The organism is Psychrobacter sp. NG27 (assembly GCF_016106655.1).
In the GTDB taxonomy this organism is placed as follows: Bacteria; Pseudomonadota; Gammaproteobacteria; order Pseudomonadales; family Moraxellaceae; genus Psychrobacter.
This window is the reverse complement of sequence record NZ_JADGIN010000005.1, coordinates 137,583-158,469: the sequence shown is the minus strand read 5'-3', so window position 1 is coordinate 158,469 and position 20,887 is coordinate 137,583. Positions and strand designations below refer to the sequence as shown.

Below are 20,887 nucleotides of genomic sequence, written 5' to 3'. Positions count from 1 at the left end.
TTTCGCCATCTTAATTATCATTCTTTTTATATTCATACCCATTGCAATAACACTGACACCATCTCCTTATGAGGTGGTGTGGTGTTATTGGTTTAAGGAAAAAACATGCAACGTTATCCAATGACTCCGCAAGGACACGCGGCTTTAGAAGCCGAATTAAAACAGTTAAAAAGTATTGACCGTCCACGCATCACCGCATCGATTGCTGAAGCACGTGAACACGGCGATCTAAAAGAAAACGCTGAATACCATGCTGCCCGTGAGCAACAAGGGTTTTGTGAAGCACGTATCCGTGATATCGAAGCCAAGCTTGGTGGCGCACAGGTCATAGACCCTGCGACATTGACCAAAGAAGGCCGTATCGTGTTTGGCGTCAGTGTCGTGATCGAAAACATGGACACCGAAGAAGAAAAACAGTACAAAATCGTTGGCGATGATGAAGCTGACTTTAAAGCTGGCAAAATCTCAGTCAACTCACCGATCGCTCGTGGTCTGATTGGTAAGTTTGAAGGCGATGAAGTACGTATCGAAACGCCAAAAGGTGTGGTTGAGTATGAAGTCATGAAAGTGATCTACGATTAGTAGAATGTGCTGTTTTTGATCTTCTATAAACTTGATACTCTTAATAATAGACAGTTTGATAAGCAGCCTTTTACATCATAGCATTCTAGATAACAGACTCTCTAAATAGCGGCAACTTTGAACAATTGCTCCTATAAATGACAGCTGTCTTAATCAGCTAATGTTTTGAAAACGGCAATGATGTTAACAGTGATTATATACAACTGATCACCTAAGCCCTTAATCTGTTGGATAAAATCGGTATTACGTATTGGTAGCATTTATACCGTTCTGGTTACATAATGCTGCTTTTATACATGATTTGTTTTGGCGCATAATCGTTTTAGTTTTTAGTGCAACGGGGCTTTGGTAAGAAATAACTTGCTGCCAAAAATCTTTAAGATTAGGCGATTTGAGGTCAGTTAATTCTGTCGCACTTTTACTCAAAATAATGATTATCTGATCATAGACACTAGCTATTGTCAGTACTGATATACCCTCGTTATGTGGCATGCTTTTTGGTGTCATCTAGCGGGGATTTTTTATATCTAAGCGTTGTATTTTTGTCGTTTCACTTACTGCTATTTTTGAGGAATATTTTATGACCATGATGTTTTATAAGCCGACAGCACTGCATACTACATTATCTGCCATATTAACGGGCATGATACTTGCGGCCTCTTCAGCTCACGCAGCGCCCGAGATTGCCGTTAGCGCATCGGCTGGTGGTAGCACCACTGTGGTCGAGCAATACTCTGATGGCAAAACAGCCACTATTACTGCGACGTCAAGCGGTATCACGATGCAAGATGGCATGCCATATGCGGTGACTCAAACGACCACTGTGCCAAGATATGTCGTTCGTCAGGGTGCTAATAGTGCTGTCGTCACTCAAGGTAGTACCACTGTCACTAGCGTGCCGGTGACCAATCGAGCGACCAACAGTGTCACCAAAGTAGACGTGATTACTACCCCTATTAGCACCGTGACGCAAATATTGCCTGTTGCCACTGCGACTCAGTTACCTGTAATGAACGCACCAACGACTGTCATCACAAGCCAACCTGTAACCAACCAAATCACGACGACGACTTTAGATACCTTACAGTTGACCCCTACTTTTAGTACACCTGGTGTCGTCAATGCAAATACCAAAGTCATGAAAATTCTAAAAAATGCCGATGGACGTGAAGTGGCCGTACCTGCCAATCATATCGCCCCTGGTGACATCATTGAATATCACACCACCTATACCAACATCACAGCGCAACCTGTCAGCAGTGTCAATGCCATCGTATCACTACCAAGTGGTGTACAAATGGTGTCGTTAAACAGCTCATTACCGACGTTTGCGACCATGGGTGGCGACAACTATCAGACCATCGGTCAAGTTGGCAATACCGTGATGGTGCAAGAAAGCTACTCTGGACTTAAGTGGGACTTGGCAAATATTAATGCCAATAGTGCTCAAACGGTGGTCATACGCGCCAAAGTTCAGTAAGGATAAATAAGCATAAAGCTGATTTTTAAGCTCAAAATCCGTCAGATTTTATAAAAGGTCTTGTCCTCTGTTCTAATAGTTGGCAAGACCTTTTTCTGATCCACGCCTGCCCGCATTTTTTCCTCAAAAAACTCACTTTTTAGATAGTCATACTCTATACGTCCTTTTTATTATAAAATTATCGCAAACTCAATATCTGCGTAAAACAAACCATGAGCATATTGTCTATTAGGGTACTGCTATTCTGCCTGATTCCGATAGGCCTATTTGTCTTTTTTAAAGCGATTAAACTGTTGAGAAACACCTTCAATGGCGATGTATTATTAACGCTGCCGTATCAGGATAATATAGGGCGTTTTACGGTCTCAAAATCAGGGGTTTATGCCGTTTGGCACAAAGGCCCTCTGTTTAAAAGAACGCCACTTGCACAGTTTCGCCCTCACATTCTAAATACGTCTACCAATAAAGAAAGCAAACTTCACAGCTCACTCCTATCTCCGCGCTCAAATAATTTTGCTACTGGTAGAATGGAGCTATTTACCTTTAGAGCTGAAATGGGTAATTACGAATTGAGGCTAATATCGGGTTCGAGCACTTCTAGATTGCAAGCGATTATAGGAGGTGCCATACCTTTGGCAGATATCGATTTGAGCCATTACTCTATTGAAATTAGAGAAAGCCAATCACAGGTGCTAACGATACTATCTATTCCACTAATACTGCTTGGCGGTGCATTTATAATTGGCGGTTTAGTCATGAGATTATTAGCCTAGCAAATATTTATATCGTTATAGGTTTAGACAGTCATATATTAAACAGTGACTCGCTATCTAATACTGACAGCGTTGGCTTTTCTTAAAACACCCTATCTTCTTAATAGATTGTCCTAACTCACTTCTAAAAACCCTCATTACATCCATCCTAAAATCATATAGATCGGGCGACAACCGTTGTCGTTTATTATTTATATTTAATCAATAAATACAATAGCTTACTGTGTATTTTGATAAAATAACATCCTGTTCATTCATTGGTAATACGCGACTTATGGCAAACATCAATTATGAAAGATTACAGGGCAAACTCAATATCTTGGCCGATGCTGCCAAGTATGATGTCTCTTGCTCATCCTCCGCTGGTACTCGCAAAAACCAAGGTGGCGGTCTAGGCGATGCCTCAGCGACCGGTATATGTCACAGCTATACCGAAGATGGCCGCTGCGTCAGTTTATTAAAAATTCTTCTGACCAATCATTGTATTTATGACTGTGCTTATTGCACTTCGCGTAAAAGCAATGATACCCCACGCGCTGCTTTTAGCGTCGAAGAAGTGGTTGATTTGACCATGCAGTTTTATCGCCGTAACTACATTGAAGGGTTATTCCTCAGCTCTGGTATTTTTAAAAGTGGCGACTATACGATGGAGCGACTGGTCGAAGTCGCCAAACTCTTACGCACCCGTGAGCGCTTCAATGGATATATTCATCTAAAAACCATACCCGGCGCCTCAAAAGAACTGCTACTAGAAGCAGGATTATATGCTGACCGTTTGAGCGTCAATATCGAGATTCCGACCAAATCAGGACTCGCTTTGCTTGCGCCAGAGAAATCACATGACCAATTAAAAGCGCCGATGGAAACGGTAAAAGAAGAAATCATCACCATCCGTGAGAGCCGTAAAACTCACAAAAAAGCGCCTAAATTTACGCCAGCAGGTCAAACCAGTCAAATGATTGTGGGCGCCAGCAATGAGACCGACTTGCAAGTGATTCAGCTATCGAGCCACTTCTACAAAACCTATGATCTCAAGCGCGTCTACTACTCAGGCTATGTGCCTATGCTCTCTGACAGTCGCTTGCCCGCGATTGGCACACCGGTGCCGATAATGCGAGAGAATCGTCTGTATCAAGCAGATTGGTTAATGCGTTTTTATGGTTTTGGTGCACATGAGATTGTGGAGCCGGAGTCGCCTTTTTTGGACTTAGACTGTGACCCAAAGCTTGCTTGGGCGATACGGCATCGCGAGCACTTTCCTGTCAATATTCAAACCGCAACATACGAGATGATTGTCCGCATACCCGGTATTGGTACTAAAACGGCCAAAAAGATTGTCAAAGCGCGCAAGTTCAATCAGTTGACGCTATATCATCTAAAGAAGATGGGCGCGGCGGTTAATCGTGCCAAATACTTTATCGCAATGACGGGTAAAAACGAGCATCTTGCCCATTTGACTCGCGATAATTTCCGTCAGTATGTACTGGCGCAAACGCAGACCAAGTTTAAAGATCAGCGTAGCGGGCAGCTGGCTTTGTTTTAAAATGACGCTTAAACACATACTAAAAACTTTGCCACCTCGCACCTGTGTCTAATATAGAAATACAGGATAGAAATCTAGGATAAAACATGTCAGCACTTATCCAAAACAACGCTTACACTGTCGGTCAGTTAACGCCTAGTATCATCTTGTATGAGCCTAGCTTTGAAGGCTGGCTGAGTGCGGTATTTTATGTTTATGCCAACAAACTACAAGACGATGTGGCGCTAAAGCTAACGGCGCAGGATTGCTATGTGCCGTCACTGATTGCTCAGGCGACTAGCGTGGCAACTGATGAAGAACAAGCCGAGCGTGTCTTGGTAAAGCTAAACACGCTGCTGGGTCGTTCAGGTATGCGCAATATTTTGTGGGGATTTTTATCAGAGAAGGACGATATCGGCACGACATTGTTTCGTGTGGTCAAATACGCCATCGACTATCCCAATCGTCAAATCATGCAGGATTTGGGTAATTTAGACGTGCTTGAGCTGGTACAAACGGTCAAATCTGTCGGGCGTGAGAAGCACCGTATGGAAGCGTTTGTACGTTTTGAGCATACTACTGATGATATTTATTTTGCGCGCGTTGAGCCAGACTTTAATGTATTACCACTCATCGGGGAGCATTTTCGTCAGCGTTATCAAGACCAGCATTGGGCCATCTACGATCTGACCCGTGGTTACGGCATTTATTATGATAAGAGTACCAGCACACCTACGCGTCCTGCTGCGCTGCAAACCATCACTGATCTTGATGACGCGGTACTCCGTAATCCTGCCAGTATTCACAGTCCTGATGAGCAGCGTTATCAGAAGTTTTGGCAAGGGTATTTTACCAACGTCAATATCAAAGAGCGCAAAAACCCTAAGCTGCATAAACAGTATCTACCGCAGCGATATTGGAAATACTTAAGTGAAAAACAAGTACTGCCCAATGCCGAACACCTACAAAAACGTCGCTAACACACTCTATCGATTTTGCCATTGAATGTGCTTATTGCTGTGTCTTCAAAAAACTCCAGTCCTTGTCTCCTCTTTTTATCTTGATGGTTGAGTTTTAATCGCTTTTCACTGACAATAGCAGCTTGATAATATTAACTGGTGACCCTCGCTATTATGAAAATTATGCGCCTACTGTCGTCTTTGAAGCATGATGAATCCGAGCGCGGCATTTTTCATCTTGGGCGCGCGTTGGTCAAAAACGGCCACACCTCCATTATTGTGTCTAGCGCCGATGAAAATAATGATTTGGTCAGACGCCTAAAACGTGACGGCAATCACTACCATCAGTTATACATGAACAAAAAATCTTGGCTGTCATTGCTACAAGTCTCATCACTACGGCATCTGATTGAAAAATATGAGCCTGATGTCATTCATGTACACTCGCGCACCCCTGCATGGATATTGCATTTGGCACTGCGCCGTGCCCGCGTCAAGCGTCTGCCAAAAATCGTCTCGACCATGTATGGTTTTTATCCCATTAATAAATACTCCCAAGCGCTACTCAATGTCGATACGATTATCACCGTGTCAGACAGCGTCACTCAATATCTAAAAAAAGGCCTACGCCTTGAAGATGCTGACCCCAAAGTCATTACGCGTATCTATCGCGGTATCGATACTCGGCGCTACCCGTATCGGCATAACCCCTCTGTCTATTGGCTCCGTCATACCTTTGCTGAATACCCTGAGCTTGAGCATAAAAAATGGCTGATATTCCCAACCGTCATTGGCAATGAGTATGGCCAAGAGTGGCTCATTGACATCTTAGGCAATCTGCAAGAACAGTTCCCAAATATTCATGTCATTATTATGGATGATGATTATAAAGATGGCGATGTCGCTCACGAAGACTTTCGTCAGCGTAGCAATAGTTTGGGACTCGCTGAGCGTATTACTTATGTGGGCAGCAAACGTAATGACATGCGTGAGTGGCTATCAGCGGCCAATATTGTGATGGCGCTCGCCAATGAACCTGAATCCATCGGTATTAATGCGCTGCAAGCCATCCATCTAGGTACGCCAGTGATTGGTTGGGATCAGGCAGCCTTTAGTGAAATTCTGCAACCACTCTATCCACAAGGACTGGTCAAAAAGCATAATGCCAGCTCGCTTTGTAAAGCGGTCAAAAACCAGCTAGAGAGTGTGACTCGGCCTGAGATGACCAATAAATTCACGATGCGTGAAATGATTGACAAAACACTTGAGGTCTATCAAAACTTGCATGATATGGCATTGGCACAAGAGCAAGCACAGGCCGATGCATTGGCCGTGCGCAGAATCCAAAAAAGCCTCAAAAAAGCGGCGAAGCCTGCCCTAAACGTCGCTGTGAAAAATATCGAGCCTGTTGCTAAGAATCCAAAAATAAAGCTCACTAAAGAAAAAACTAAGACAGCGGATACAATAGATACAACTGAAAATAATCAACAGCCATAAGCTAAGCATTTTATTCGATACCTAACTTTATAATCAAAAAAAAGGCCACTTCTCATTGAAGTCGCCTTTCTTGTTAACGATTTAGAACTTTAATATACCCACACTCCGAAGCCAAGCTTAGGTTTAATAAGTCGTCGGTGTGTGTGCACTGACAATACGAGTAATACTATCGGTAGGATTGATAAAGGTATGCGGTTGAATGGTATCAATCACATAGCTATCACCTTGGTTAAGCAAATAAGTACTGTCTTCAATACGGATAATAATCTTGCCCTCGATGACCGTACCAATCTCCTCACCCTCATGAGCGATTTTTTCTTCGGTTGAGCTATTTGGCTGATAGGTCTCGATCAAAAACCCCAAGTTTCTGGTGGTGCTACAGTTATAGACTTGCTTTAGCGACACTTTACTATTGGGTTCATTAAGCTCTAATAGATCTTTTGGCGTTACGATCACTCTAGCCTTTGGCTCTTTCCACTCGTCACTAAAGAACGTGGTCAGATCAGAACCCAATACTGTCAAAATCGCCTTTAACGTATTGACCGCTGGACTGACCTTGTTACGCTCAATCGAGCTGATAGACGTGTTCGTCAATCCTGACAGTTTTGCCAGCTTACGTTGCGAGTAACCTTTTGCTAGACGCAGCTGGTTAATCTTTTTACCAATGTCTTCCTTCAACGATTCATCTGCTTCAGAAGTTGACGCTGTTTCAGAATCATTCAGTTCATCATCATCGATATCATCTATTTCAATATCAGCTACCTCTTTGTCATCGACATTATCAACATCATTCTCAATGTTATCAATATCAGTGACAGTAGTTTCTGCCTTACTTTTAGTCGTGCTATTCGGTTTGTGGTTCTCTGGCATGGTGAATAAATTCCGTGAATAGAAATTTGGACAAGCTGTCTTGCGCATAATTTAACTCAGGATGCCATTGTACACCAATCATAAATGGATGTTGTAATAAGCTGATAGCCTCTACCAAGCCATCACGTGCTAACGCTTCGACAAATAGACGTGTGCCAACTTTGTTGATGGCCTGCTTATGTAGTGAGTTGACGTGCCATGTTTCACCGAACGCCGCCAGCCTACCCTTGGGTTGAATGATAACGTCATGTACTGGCTGATACTGCACCTCAAGCGGTTGGGTATTGTCTTCCAGATGGGGCTCATAAAACCCTTCTACCTCACGCCAGTCAGGATGCAACGTCCCCTCAAAATACACATTCATCTCTTGTAAGCCTCGGCAAACGGCCAATAGCGGAGTCGCTGTTCTGTCTGCATAAGCCAACAATTTGAAGCTTAGCTCATCACGGCCTAGATCCTGTTTTGCTTCGGTATGCGTCGCGCCATAACGCATTGGTGCGACATTGCTGTAGCTACCTGTCAATAAAATTCCATCTGCCATTTCGAGCAATGCATCAAAGTTTTCGCTATCGGCAGCTGTGTTTGGCAGCAGTATAGGGTTACCGCCATAGAAGTTTACAGCATCGATGTATTTTTGATATACCGCCTGTGCGGGCTGGCCGTCAACCATCTTATGACAAGACACAATAGCAATAATAGGTCTGGAATTTTTCATATCATTTTCTCTTGTTATAGCAAATAGACCTAGGCTGTCTATGTTGTCTAATCCCTTATTTAGCTAAAATTTAACACAGCGCCTCACGAAATGTAAACTATAAACTTCATTAATATCGGTATTTGTACTAAAAACCCGCATTTGAGTTATTTTAAGATAATTTTAAATAAAAATTGACAATTATAGTTTTCATCCATATATTAAAAGTCAGCAGCAATGATAACCAACATAGTTTAACTTTTAGCCTGAATAAAAACGCCTAAGAGCACAGTCTATAAGTCACTAATATCGTTGATAAAAAATAAAAACACGCCCTATTCAACCAGTCATTTATCAAATGCTTATCTTTCAAGTGTTAGTTATAAATGCCACTAATAGAAAATTTAGACACAACATCCAAAACGTAGCAGCAGTAACAAACCCGGTAATTCTACAAATTCATAGGAAGAATAGACATGACGATAACCAATGGAATGGGCGAATCTGCAAACGACACAGAGTACGTTTATGTGGCAGCAGGTGATATCAATGGCTTACTTCGTGGTAAGCGCATCCCCGCCAATCAAATGGAGAAGGCAAAAGACGGAGCGATACGACTGCCATTGTCTATTTTGGGTGTCGACATCTGGGGTGCTGACGTGATTGAATCCTCTCAGTGTAATGGTGATATCGATGCCATTGCTCGCCCTACTGGCCGTGCCGCTTATCCTCTGCTCAATACCAGTGCCCCGTCATCGCTACTCCCTATTTGGCTCTATACCGAAGACAATGAGCCGTATTACGGTGATGCCAGACACGTTTTAGACTTTATCAGCAAAAAATTCAAAGCGCTTGGTTTGACACCAGTGATGGCGACTGAGCTTGAGTTTTATTTGGTTGACTACACAGAAGGCGAGACGCCAAAACCACCTATTCGCCCCAAGAGTGGTCTGAGATTAAACAAAACCTCTATTCTAAGCATCAATGACTTATTGCAATTCGATGAGTTTTTAGACGAAGTCTATGCCCAGTGCAAAAAGCTAGACATTCCTGTCGATGCCGCATTGGCTGAAAATGGCTGTGGTCAGTTTGAGATTAACCTACTACACGTAGATGACCCACTAAAAGCCGCCGACGATGCGATTTTGTTTAAGCAAGTCGTCAAAGCAGTGGCCACTCGTCGCAAGCTCACCGCGACCTTTATGGCAAAACCGTTCGGCCTACAATCAGGTAATGGCTTCCATGTACATTGCAGCTTATTAGACAAGGACGGCAACAATGTCTTTGATGATGGCTCAGCGGAAGGCTCAGATATGCTGCGTCATGCGGTCGCTGGACTATTGAAAACCATGTCAGATTGCACCTTATTATTTGCGCCACACGTGAACTCTTATCGCCGTTTTGCACCCGGTACCTTGGCACCAAACAACGTGTCATGGGGTTATGAGAACCGTACCGCCGCTGTACGTATCCCTGGTGGGGACTCAAAAGCACGCCGTATCGAACACCGTGTATCAGGTGCTGATGCCAATCCTTATCTGGTCTGTAGTGCAGTATTGGCAGGCATGTTATATGGTATCGAAAACAAGTTAGAGGCGCCCGAGCCCATCAATAGCATTACTTATAACGAAGAAGATCTCAAAACCTTACCGTTAGATTGGCTATCAGCCATTCGTCAGTTTGAAAACAGTGACGTCATTGATGCACTATTCCCAAGCGAGATGATTGAACTGCTGATTGCGGTTAAAAAACAAGAAGCCAAACGCTTCTCTCAGCAAGTCACCAACCTTGAATACCTCACCTATTTACAGGATGTCTAATATGTCAAATAGCAAGCCGTCTAACAACACGCGCAATATCCCGCATTATTCAGACAAAGGACAGTATCCTGATAGCTACTATGCTGCCAGTCGTAATCCTAAACCAGATAGACCAAGGCTAGAAAATGATATTCATGTTGAGATTTGCGTGGTGGGTGGTGGCTATAGTGGTCTATCAACGGCACTGCATCTCATGGAGACAGATCACGAAGTGGTCGTGCTGGAAGGCGCACAGATTGGTTGGGGTGCCTCAGGTCGCAATGGTGGTCAGATTGTCAACGGTCTAAATGCCAGCTTAGAAAAAATCAAAAGCTCTTATGGTCAACAAAACGCCGATTTTGTCGGTCAGCTCGTGACACGCGGTGGCAAAATTATTCGCCGACTAATCCAAGACTACGACATCAGCTGCGACTTAAAAGAAAAGAATATCTTTGCCGCCTTAAACAATGGGCAATTGAGAGATTTACAAAAAACGCATGCACTGTGGGAAAGCCACGGCATGCACGATCGCGAAATGCTAGATAAATACGGTATGCAAGAGCATATCAAGTCAGAGGCCTATGTAGGCGGGGTTATCGATCACTCAGGTGGACATTTTCATCCGCTCAACCTTGCGCTTGGCGAAGCCGCGGCCATTGAATCACGTGGCGGCACTATTTATGAAAACACCCTAGTCGTTGATGTTGAATATGCTGACGACCATATCAAGGTCATCACTGAATTTGGCACGGTCACTTGTAAACAAGCCGTTATGTGCGGTAATGCGTACTTAAACAAAGTCATTCCTAAGCTGACTGACCGAGTCATGCCAGTATCGACACAAATCATCGCCACCGAACCATTAGGTGACTTAGCAGATAAGCTGCTCCCAACTGACGTCTGTGTCGAAGATGTCCGCTATATTTTGGATTACTATCGCCTCTCAGCAGATAAACGCATGTTGTTTGGTGGTGGTACGGTCTATGGTGGTCAAGATCCCTCTGATATCACTGCCAAAATCAGACCAAACATGAATAAGATTTTTCCAGAGCTGCGCGATGTCAAAATTGACTATGCATGGAGTGGTAACTTTGCATTGTCGTTTTCACGCGTACCGCAAATGGGTAAGCTACATGATCGCGTATATTTCGCCCATGGTTATAGTGGTCATGGCGTGACAGGCTCACATCTATTCGGACAGATATTGGCTGATGCAATCAACGGCAATACCAAAGAGTTCGACACCTTTGCACAAATCCCATGGATTCCTTTCCCAGGTGGCCGCGCGCTACGCGTGCCCTACTCCATGATGGGCTCATGGTGGTATGCGCTAAAAGACACGACTGGCTTATAAATAATGTGATGGCTTCAATTTTCTGCTTAATGATAAGCAAGACTTTGAAGCTATTCATGCAACAGATTGTTATTACTAACTCGATAGGAAGTCCACTCGCACTTCCTATCGATCATTATCTTAAAACAGGATCTTCTCTATATAAGCCATAATGTCACACAAGGAACGTCACCATGAACATGAAGCTCAAGGATGCTGTCGAAGGACAGTATCACAACAAGCGAGTTTTTCTCACTGTCGTAGTGGGAATAGCCATCTATCTTGCCTTTGTCTGGTTATCATCCACCCGAGATCCATCAGAATCTTGGGGAATCCTCTCCCTACTACCGACCATGCTAGTACTCATCATTGCCATCGTGTCGAGACGTCCCTTTGAATCAATGATCGCAGGCTGTGTTGCTGGCCTTGTCATGCTCAACCCATTCGATCTAGTCTCCCCTTTTGCAGATAATATCTCAGCCGTACTCGGTAACGAAACCATTATTTGGATCGTGCTTGTTTGTGGTCTCATGGGTGGTCTGATTCAGCTTCTCGAAGTGAGTGGTTGCTTAGATGGCTTTAGTGAATGGCTCAAAAGAATCATTAAATCACGTAGACAGTCGTTACTGGCGACTTTTGCATTGGGCGTTGTGGTCTTCATTGATGATTACCTAAACTGTTTGGCCGTTTCGACATCAGTGAAAAAACTGACGGATACTTATGGCGTGTCACGTGAAAAGCTTGCTTATATTGTCGATTCTACCGCTGCCCCTATGTGTGTGATCGTTCCTATCTCTACATGGGCAGTCTACTTTTCAGGCCTGTTAGAAGAAAACGGCGTGGCAGCAGACGGTGCTGGTATGTCGCTTTATATCAGCTCTATACCATTCATGGCTTACGCTTGGTTTGCATTACTTATCGTGTTTTTGGTGGCCTACGGTATCATAGGTGATTGGGGCCCAATGAAACGTGCAGAAAAACGCGCGAAAGAAGGGAATCCTGTTCCAGAAGACTTTATCGATGAGCAATTGGTTTCAAATGTTAAAGCCAAACGTACGCTATCATTCAAAGCCAATATTTTTAACTTTGCATTCCCAATGATTTTGCTTATCGTCTCAACTATTTACTTTGAAGTGGATTTATTAAGAGGCGCATTGCTCACCTGTTTTGTGACCGTTATGGTCTATTGGGCACAAGGTCTTTTGAGTTTTGAGACCCAAGTAGAGTCTATTTTTACAGGCTTTAAAGTCATGTTATACCCATTATCGACCGTTATTGGTGGTTTCTTTTTGAAAGCCATTAACGACGAGCTTGGTATGACTATGTATGTCATTGACGCTATCTCACCGCACATGACGATTATTATCTTCCCTGCTGTTATTTTCGCTGTCATGGCTTTCTTAACTTTTGCGACCTCATCAAGCTGGGGTCTATATGTTCTTGCCATGCCGATTGTATTCCCAGTAGCAGCCGCACTAGGTGTTAGTACGCCATTGGTCATCGGTGCTTTGTTATCAGCGTCTTCATTTGGTAGTCATGCTTGCTTCTTTAGTGACTCATCATTATTGGCCGCACAAGGTGCTGGGTGTTCACCCATGCAGCATGCCTTCACGCAGTTCCCTTATGCGATGCTTGGTGCTGTGCTGTCGGTTGCTACCTTCTTAGGACTTGGTTTTATGATGGCTTAACGCTAGATAGTGAGTAAAGAAGCTGCTACTGCTACTCTCACTGCTAAATAACTTCTTAACTACAATACGGTTTAAATACATCACTATTTAAGCCGTTACTATGACCAAATTTTGCTTTTATTACGCTTTATTTTATTCATACAAAAGATAAATTATAATCAAGGAGTACACCATGCGATCCGTTACTGTTGCCAGCACTCAAATAGCCTGCTCTTGGGACAAACAAGAAAACATCGATAAAGCTACCGCATTGGTCACTGAAGCTGCCAAAGCTGGTGCCAATATCATCTTGCTACAAGAGTTATTCGAAACTCCTTATTTTTGCCAAGTACATGATTTTGAGTATTTTAATCTGGCTACCGAAGTCGAGCACAATACAGCCATCAATCATTTCAAAGAACTGGCCAAGTCGCTTGAAGTGGTACTGCCTATTAGCTTTTATGAAAAGTCAGGCAATGCGATGTTTAATAGTGTGACCATCATCGATGCTGACGGCGAGATACTAGGCACTTATCGCAAAACTCACATTCCAGATGGTATCCCTTATGCAGAAAAATTCTACTTCACACCTGGTGACACTGGCTTTAAAGTTTGGAACACTAAGTACGGCAAAATCGGTGTGGGTATTTGCTGGGATCAATGGTTCCCTGAGTGCGCGCGTAGCATGGCATTGATGGGGGCAGAGATACTGCTATATCCAACCGCCATTGGTGATGAGCCAACCCTAAATATCAACTCAACTGGCCACTGGCAGCGCTGTATGCAAGGACACTCTGCGGCTAACCTCATGCCAGTTATTGCCTCCAACCGTATTGGTGAAGAAACCATCAGCCAAAATGGTACGGGCAGCACCATGCAGTTTTATGGCAGTTCTTTTATCACTGATGGCCGCGGCGAAATTATACAAGAAGCCTCAACCGATAAAAGCGAATTTATCATGGCCACCTTTGATTTGGATGCACTGGCAGAACAGCGTCGCCAATGGGGCGTGTTCCGCGACCGTCGTCCATCAATGTATGGCACATTGCTCACGCACGGCTAACCCACTTTCCCAATTTCTATAACTGCTTGAGTTCGATAAGGTGACTTTATGTTCACATTACTGACAGGTTCGACTCCCAAACAAGATGGTTTTTATATGCCTGCAGAATTTGCACCGATGCAAAAAGTCTGGATGGTATGGCCGTATCGAGAAGACAATTGGCGACAGAAAGCCGTCCCCGCGCAAGCAGCCTATGCAGATGTTGCTACTGCCATCAGACAGTTCTGTGATGTTGGTGTTTTGGTCAATGCTGATGATTTTGATGCTTGTCGTGCGCAACTGCCCGATAATATCGATGTGATATCGATGCCAAGCAATGATGCGTGGGCGCGTGATACCGTTCCTACATTCTTAATCAATGATGCTGGTGATATACGTGCGTGCGATTGGACATTTAATGCATGGGGCGGTGATTACGATGGTCTTTATACGCCTTGGGATGACGATGACAAGCTTGCTGAGAGACTGTGCGAACATTTGAATATTGAGCGCTATCGTACTGACGATTTTGTACTAGAAGGCGGTGCCTTTCATGTCGATGGCGAAGGTACGGTATTAACCACACGCATGTGCTTGCTCAGTCCTGGGCGCAACCCTCACTTAAATGAAGCACAAATCGAAGACATGCTGAAATCGCATCTCAATGTCGAAAAAGTGCTGTGGGTTGATGATGGTATCGATCCCGATGAAACCACTGGGCACATTGATGATATTGCATGCTTTGCGCGACCTGGCGAAGTGGTCTGCTTATTTACGGATGATGCTGAGCATCCATTCTATGAAGCCACGCAAAAGGCGTATCAGCAGCTCTCAGAGATGACGGATGCCAAAGGCCGAAAGTTAAAAGTTCATAAACTGTGCTGTACCAAGCATCCTGTCACCTTGCCTGACAATGCTGATATTACCCAGTCTGGCGATGCCAAGTCTCGTAATACGGACGATATTTGTATCGCCTCCTACGCCAACTTTTTAATTTGTAATGACGCTGTCATTGTACCGCAATATGATGATATAAATGATGCTCTCGCTATCGAGCAGCTTGAAAGGATCTTTCCTCAGCATCAGGTAGTGGGAGTACGAACGAGAGAGATTGTTTTTGGTGGGGGCAATATTCACTGTATTACTCAGCAGCAGCCAGCAGCAATGAAAAAGTAATGTCTTAAAAAATACTTATGATGACAAAGCACTTGTCATAACAGCAACACTGACTAGAACCATGTAGTATCAATAACAACCCAAAACGGATTTTGAACCCAATAATATTTTAAACTACAGGACAAATTATGAGCGATTATCAAGTTAATAACCCAGCCACTGGTGAAGTAGAAGCCACTTACCCGACCGCCACTGAGCAAGATATCCAACAAGTGATTGAGAAGGCTGACAATGCCTATCAAGACTGGCGTCACGTTTCATTAAGTGAGCGTAGCGCACTACTGCACAAAATCGCCGACAGCTATCTTGAGCGCCAAGACGAGCTATCCCGTATCGTCGCCAATGAGATGGGCAAACCAGTCGCACAAGCGAAAGGCGAGATTGGTCTGGTGGCTGATATCTATCGCTATTATGCGGACAATGCTGAACAGCTACTAGCGCCTAGCACCATTGATGTTGACTCCGGATCAGCATCGGTAGAGAAACACCCTGTAGGCGCGCTATTAGGTATCATGCCGTGGAACTATCCGCATTACCAAGTAGCTCGTTTTGTCGCGCCAAACTTTATGGCAGGTAATACCATTATTCTAAAACACGCGCCGCAGTGCCCTAAGACAGCAGAAATCATCGTCGATATTTTCAAAGACGCAGGCGTACCTGAGGGCGTTTATAACAATATTTTTGCGACCAATGAGCAATCAGCGACCATCATCAACGATACACGCGTACAAGGTATTTCGTTAACAGGTTCTGAACGTGCTGGACAAGCAGTGGCAAAAGAAGCTGGCGGCGCACTTAAAAAAGTCGTGCTAGAACTTGGTGGTTCAGATGCCTTTATCGTCGCAGCCGATGCTGATATCGAACAGGCCATTCAAGGCGCTATCTCTGGTCGTTTTGGTAACACAGGACAAGCCTGTAACGCGGCCAAACGCTTGATTATCATTGAGTCTGTCTATGACAAATTTGTTGAGGGCTTCACCGCTGTGGTAAATGGCATCACCTTAACCGATCCTCTTAACGAAGAGACATTTATGGGTCCCATGTCCTCAAAAGCCGCTGCCGTCAATCTACAAGCGCAGCTAGATAGTGCCATTCAAGCAGGAGCAACCGTGCTCGTAGAAGGCGGTATGGTAAAAGACAAGCCGGGTGCTTGGTTTGCGCCTGCGGTACTGACAGATGTGACTGAATCAATGGATGTGTACCGTGAAGAGTTGTTTGGTCCGGTGGCTGTGATTTACAAAGCAGATGACATCGAACACGCGATCAAGATTGCCAACGATGTACCATTCGGTCTAGGTGCGTCTATTCAGACACAAGATCCCGCCCTAGCAGCAGACATCGCTAGCAAGTTAGAAGTGGGTATGGTCACTATCAACTCACCGTCTGGTAGTGAAGCAAATACCCCATTTGGCGGGGTCAAGCGCTCAGGCTTTGGTCGCGAGCTTGGTACACTAGGTATCACCGAGTTCTTAAACTATAAGCTGATTCGCGATAGATCTTAATCCTATTATCTATTTACTCCAAAAAAGCACAGTAATGCTGAGATGAGTTCTATAATGCTTATAGAGTACAAAATTAGCTAGGAAAATTCATCTCTGCAAAATATCTTCAATACATGTTTTTCTTATTTTTAGCTGGCGATATCTAACGCCAAAAAAAGGCCTAATATCGAATATTAGGCTTTTTTTGTTGGAAAATTCTTATGCAGTATTTTCATGCTAAATTGTCTTTATATAGCTAGATGATGCGATGTCGAGTACATTGCCAAAGTCTAGAAAAATGTCTTGCTGCTTATTGGTTATGGTGTCAGCCAGTCGCAATACTTCAATCAATCGTCTGATGCTTGAATCTCACAGCTTTCTCAATGAGATGCTAATACTATTATTTTTCTAAAGCGAAAAAAGCATCATTGACTAGATGGTTTTCTTCATTGAAGCGAACGTATATACCTTCACTGTCTTTTGTTGCATACCAATACTCGTCGTTTGCACCAATATTTATTTGAAAAAACTTATTGCTTATAATATTACCGACAGTGTAAACCGAACCTTCCACAAAAAAATCGTTGCCACAGGTACATTTTAGTTTATCCCCACTTCTGATCATACAGTCAACTTCCACAATAATGATGATAGCAAACAAAAGTTATCTATTTTAACTCTTTATCATTAAATGTCAATATACGAATATTATGCTGGCTGATTATTAACAATATATCAACTAATTTTCGAACAGAACAAAGATAACGAAAAAGCCTAACGTTTGACGTTAGGCTTTTTTATTAGAAGGTAATTAAAGTAAGTCTACTTTTTATATGGATTTTCTTTTAACCATTGCTGGTTAACGATTTTAAGCTCATGCAGCTCATGATCCATAATCTCTTTACTCTTACCAGGGTTCTTCATCGTGGCATAACCGTATAATGCAGCACCTAGCACTGTCCAGCCAAGGAAAATCCACCACTCAATCGCAACGAGTGCCGATGGCATACCCGGTAGATATAGTGCCAACATACCCAGACTAAGTATAATAGTAATGACACCAACCAATTTACCTGCTGGTACTCTAAACGGGCGTACCATATTAGGCTCACGGTAGCGTAGCACTAAGAATGACAGGGCAACACATGTATAAGCAATAACGATACCGAACCCGCCTGCGTCTACAATCCACACGAGCATTTTGCGACCAAAGAGTGGCGCGAGTGTCGCAAGGCCACCGATCAACAAGATCGCATTGACTGGGGTATTATATTTCGGATGCAGCTTGCATAGAAACTGCGGCAACATGTGCGTCTTGCCCATAGCGTATAACAAGCGACTACCACCGATAAGAAACGCGTTCCAGCTCGATAAAATACCCAGTACACCGCCGATAACGAGCAACGTACCCGCCCATTTACCATTCCAAGCGTTGGTCATCGCATCAGCCGTCGCCAGTGTCGAATCTTGCGCTTGTAATAATGGCAATGTCTTACCCACACTCCAAGCGACTGCCACATACCAAAGCACTGCGATAATAATAGAGACTATCAAAAATTTGCCAATATTTGGACGAGATAGATTGATCTCTTCTGCTGCTTGGGGAATGACATCGAAGCCGACAAACAAAAACGGTACCATGACCATCACCGTCATAATGCCGCCCATACCACCGATAAAGTTAGGCGCTTGTACTGTATTAGAGGTCTCAGGACTAAACATCAACGCCCCAACGAACAGCAGTATACCTACACAGAAAATACCTACGACTGCGAGCTTTTGGAACCAAGCACTCACTTCCATCCCGCGTATATTGAGCCATGTGACAATCACTGAGCCGAGCATACCGACAGCCACCCACGTGGCATAGACATCCCAGCCAGCGATATTCCAAAGGTAACCTTGGCTATAGTTCGGAATGACATATTCGACAACAGTAGGCAATGCCACTGCCTCAAAAGCGACGACAGAAAAATAACCAAACAAAATACTCCACGAGCAGATAAAGGAGACATTCACCCCCAGTGCCCGGTGAGTATACGTATGCTCGCCCCCTGTAATAGGCATGGATGCAGCCAGTTCAGCATACGTCACACCGATCAAAACCACCACCAGACCGCCTATCAAAAAGGCGCTAATTGCGCCCCATATACCTGCCGAGATGATCCAACTACCAGCCAGTACGACCCAGCCCCAACCAACCATTGCCCCGAATGCCAGCGCAATAATATCAAAGACCCCTAACGTTTTTTTTAATTCAGACATAACCCACTCCTTGTCTTTGTATCATCCGTGTGAACCTTTTACGGTTACACCATGTTTATGTCGTGCGACAGCACTCATCCTATTTACTGTTTGCGTTGTTTCACATCAGACCGCCTATATGCCATTTGGCTATTCAGGCACAAATATTCAGGCACAAAAAAAACGGCGTCTTGACTTGCAAGGCGCCGTCTAACAACATACTCAAATGGAGTGTCATAAGGGCAACCTTGCCGTTATCTTTCATACAATCTTTTAACCAATATCGGTACTTGAACTAGATGTACTTGGTTAAAAACGATCCATCGCTAAAGTAAATGACACTCAGTATTGCTTATGCCGTTAGAATACCTTTGATGATATCAAGGCCTTCTTGTAACACTTCATCTTCAACTGTCAATGGCACCATCACACGAATGGCATTGCCATACATACCACAAGACGCTAGTAGCAAGCCTTGCTCAAATGATTTTGTTTTTAGATTGGCTGCGGCGGCGGCATCAGGCTTGCCTTCGCTATCAATCAATTCAAACGCTAACATCGCGCCCTTATGACGGATATGACCGATACTGCTTAGGTTCAAGCCTTTTAAGAACGCGGCGATGGTATCACCAATCACCACACTACGCTCAAGTAAGTTTTCTTCTTCGATAACTTCCATAACAGCAAGTGCCGCAACACAAGCCAGTGGGTTGCCAGAATAAGTACCACCCAAACCGCCTACTTGCGGCGCATCCATGATGTCAGCACGACCAACTACTGCTGATATAGGATAGCCGCCAGCCAAGCTCTTGGCAGTTGTCATCAAATCAGGCTCAACGCCTAGCTGCTCACCTGCAAACAAGGTACCGGTTCTAGCGAAACCACACTGTACTTCGTCAAAAATAAGCACGATGCCATGCTCATCACAAATCTCGCGCAATGCTTTGGCAAATGACGGCGTTACCTGATGGAAACCACCCTCGCCTTGGACTGGCTCGATAATCATTGCAGCCACTTCACTAGGATCGATATCTGCTTGGAAGATCATGTCAAGGCTATGTAGCGCTTGCGCTTCTGTTACGTTCAACTCTTCTGCAGGGAACAACGCATGGAACACAGGTCCTGGCATCGGGCCAAAGTTCTTTTTGTATGGCAATACTTTGCCTGTCAGGCTCATACACATCATGGTACGACCATGCCAACCGCCAACAAAAGAAATCACGCCTGGACGACGGGTTTTAGCACGAGCAATTTTGATGCAGTTTTCAACGGCTTCTGCGCCAGTGGTCAAAAAGAATGCTTTGGTATCGCCGCTGATAGGTGCTTTTTCGCACAGCTTTTCAGCCAAATCCACATAGCATTCGTAGTTAATCATTTGCGCCGCAGTATGCGTAAATTTGTCTAACTGCTCATGGACACGTTGGGTGATTTTTGGATGGCTGTGACCGGTGTTCAATACTGAGATACCACCGACAAAGTCGATATAGCGCTTGCCTTCGATGTCCCAGATTTCTGAGTTCTTTGCTTTTTCTGCAAAGATAGGAAAGGCAACCCCAAGTCCTGTTGGTAAAACAGCTTTGCGGCGCTCAAGTAATGATTGATTGGTAGTCGTCATGGGAATGTCCTTTTCTTTGTTCGTAACATAAGTGCCATCTAGAGATTGGCGGTTTATTTGATGTCTGTCTTTGTACTCATTAGATATCAAATGGTGCTTGTTTGACCCAAAACACCACAGATATCTAAAAATTTATGCTAATTGATACTTTTT

At 44.0% G+C, this 20,887-nt stretch carries 17 protein-coding genes; 12 read left to right on the top strand and 5 right to left on the bottom strand.

What is annotated here, in order from left to right:
• Positions 1–105: 105 nt before the first annotated feature.
• The 6 genes from greA to IP485_RS09775 all read left to right on the top strand — a co-directional run bounded on the left by greA (position 106) and on the right by IP485_RS09775 (position 6,813).
• The gene (gene greA / locus IP485_RS09800) at positions 106–582 is read left to right on the top strand and encodes a transcription elongation factor GreA (protein WP_194364035.1); all 477 of its coding nucleotides are present in this window, start codon (positions 106–108) and stop codon (positions 580–582) included.
• A 580-nt stretch (positions 583–1,162) separates the two neighbouring features.
• Positions 1,163–2,062, top strand: coding sequence for a hypothetical protein (locus IP485_RS09795; protein ID WP_198327068.1), 900 nt, complete (start codon positions 1,163–1,165; stop codon positions 2,060–2,062).
• Positions 2,063–2,355: 293 nt separating this feature from the next.
• Entirely contained in the window at positions 2,356–2,835 is a 480-nt protein-coding gene (locus IP485_RS09790) for a hypothetical protein (RefSeq protein ID WP_198327067.1), read from the top strand.
• A gap of 274 nt (positions 2,836–3,109) precedes the next feature.
• On the top strand, positions 3,110–4,378 hold the full coding sequence (locus IP485_RS09785) for a putative DNA modification/repair radical SAM protein (RefSeq protein ID WP_198327066.1): 1,269 nt from the start codon (positions 3,110–3,112) through the stop codon (positions 4,376–4,378).
• Between the two features lie 86 nt (positions 4,379–4,464).
• The gene (locus tag IP485_RS09780; protein ID WP_198327065.1) at positions 4,465–5,337 is read left to right on the top strand and encodes a TIGR03915 family putative DNA repair protein; all 873 of its coding nucleotides are present in this window, start codon (positions 4,465–4,467) and stop codon (positions 5,335–5,337) included.
• Positions 5,338–5,490: 153 nt separating this feature from the next.
• Entirely contained in the window at positions 5,491–6,813 is a 1,323-nt protein-coding gene (locus IP485_RS09775) for a glycosyltransferase (protein ID WP_198327064.1), read from the top strand.
• 123 nt (positions 6,814–6,936) lie between these two features.
• Here IP485_RS09775 and IP485_RS09770 read toward each other — a convergent pair whose 3' ends face one another.
• Together IP485_RS09770 and IP485_RS09765 are read right to left on the bottom strand one after the other, a co-directional pair.
• A complete protein-coding gene (locus tag IP485_RS09770; protein ID WP_198327063.1) occupies positions 6,937–7,683 on the bottom strand; it encodes a cupin domain-containing protein in 747 nt (248 codons plus the stop codon).
• Positions 7,658–8,398, bottom strand: a complete 741-nt coding sequence (locus IP485_RS09765; RefSeq protein ID WP_198327062.1) for a gamma-glutamyl-gamma-aminobutyrate hydrolase family protein — start codon at positions 8,396–8,398, stop codon at positions 7,658–7,660. Before IP485_RS09765 ends, IP485_RS09770 begins: the two co-directional genes overlap by 26 nt.
• 455 nt (positions 8,399–8,853) lie before the next feature.
• On the opposite strand from IP485_RS09765, the gene IP485_RS09760 reads away from it, so the two are divergent.
• From IP485_RS09760 to IP485_RS09735, 6 genes are all read left to right on the top strand, one after another.
• Positions 8,854–10,197 (top strand): glutamine synthetase family protein, encoded by a 1,344-nt coding sequence (locus IP485_RS09760; protein WP_194364027.1) that lies wholly within the window; start codon positions 8,854–8,856, stop codon positions 10,195–10,197.
• Between the two features lies 1 nt (position 10,198).
• Positions 10,199–11,530 carry an NAD(P)/FAD-dependent oxidoreductase gene (locus tag IP485_RS09755; protein ID WP_227669547.1) on the top strand — a complete coding sequence of 444 codons (1,332 nt, stop codon included), beginning with the start codon at positions 10,199–10,201 and terminating at the stop codon, positions 11,528–11,530.
• Positions 11,531–11,703: 173 nt separating this feature from the next.
• Positions 11,704–13,197 carry a Na+/H+ antiporter NhaC family protein gene (locus IP485_RS09750; protein WP_198327061.1) on the top strand — a complete coding sequence of 498 codons (1,494 nt, stop codon included), beginning with the start codon at positions 11,704–11,706 and terminating at the stop codon, positions 13,195–13,197.
• A 172-nt stretch (positions 13,198–13,369) separates the two neighbouring features.
• On the top strand, positions 13,370–14,239 hold the full coding sequence (gene aguB / locus IP485_RS09745) for an N-carbamoylputrescine amidase (RefSeq protein WP_198327060.1): 870 nt from the start codon (positions 13,370–13,372) through the stop codon (positions 14,237–14,239).
• Between the two features lie 48 nt (positions 14,240–14,287).
• Complete coding sequence (gene aguA / locus IP485_RS09740; RefSeq protein ID WP_198327059.1) at positions 14,288–15,394, top strand: agmatine deiminase; 1,107 nt, start codon at positions 14,288–14,290, stop codon at positions 15,392–15,394.
• Between the two features lie 128 nt (positions 15,395–15,522).
• Positions 15,523–16,896: an NAD-dependent succinate-semialdehyde dehydrogenase gene (locus tag IP485_RS09735; RefSeq protein WP_198327058.1), complete on the top strand. Its 1,374-nt coding sequence runs from the start codon at positions 15,523–15,525 to the stop codon at positions 16,894–16,896.
• A 379-nt stretch (positions 16,897–17,275) separates the two neighbouring features.
• On the opposite strand, the gene IP485_RS09730 is transcribed toward IP485_RS09735, so the two are convergent.
• The 3 genes from IP485_RS09730 to gabT form a co-directional block, all read right to left on the bottom strand.
• Positions 17,276–17,449 (bottom strand): hypothetical protein, encoded by a 174-nt coding sequence (locus IP485_RS09730; protein WP_320159132.1) that lies wholly within the window; start codon positions 17,447–17,449, stop codon positions 17,276–17,278.
• Positions 17,450–17,697: 248 nt separating this feature from the next.
• Positions 17,698–19,140: an APC family permease gene (locus IP485_RS09725; RefSeq protein WP_198327057.1), complete on the bottom strand. Its 1,443-nt coding sequence runs from the start codon at positions 19,138–19,140 to the stop codon at positions 17,698–17,700.
• A gap of 331 nt (positions 19,141–19,471) precedes the next feature.
• Positions 19,472–20,734 (bottom strand): 4-aminobutyrate--2-oxoglutarate transaminase, encoded by a 1,263-nt coding sequence (gene gabT / locus IP485_RS09720; RefSeq protein ID WP_198327056.1) that lies wholly within the window; start codon positions 20,732–20,734, stop codon positions 19,472–19,474.
• Positions 20,735–20,887 lie beyond the last annotated feature (153 nt).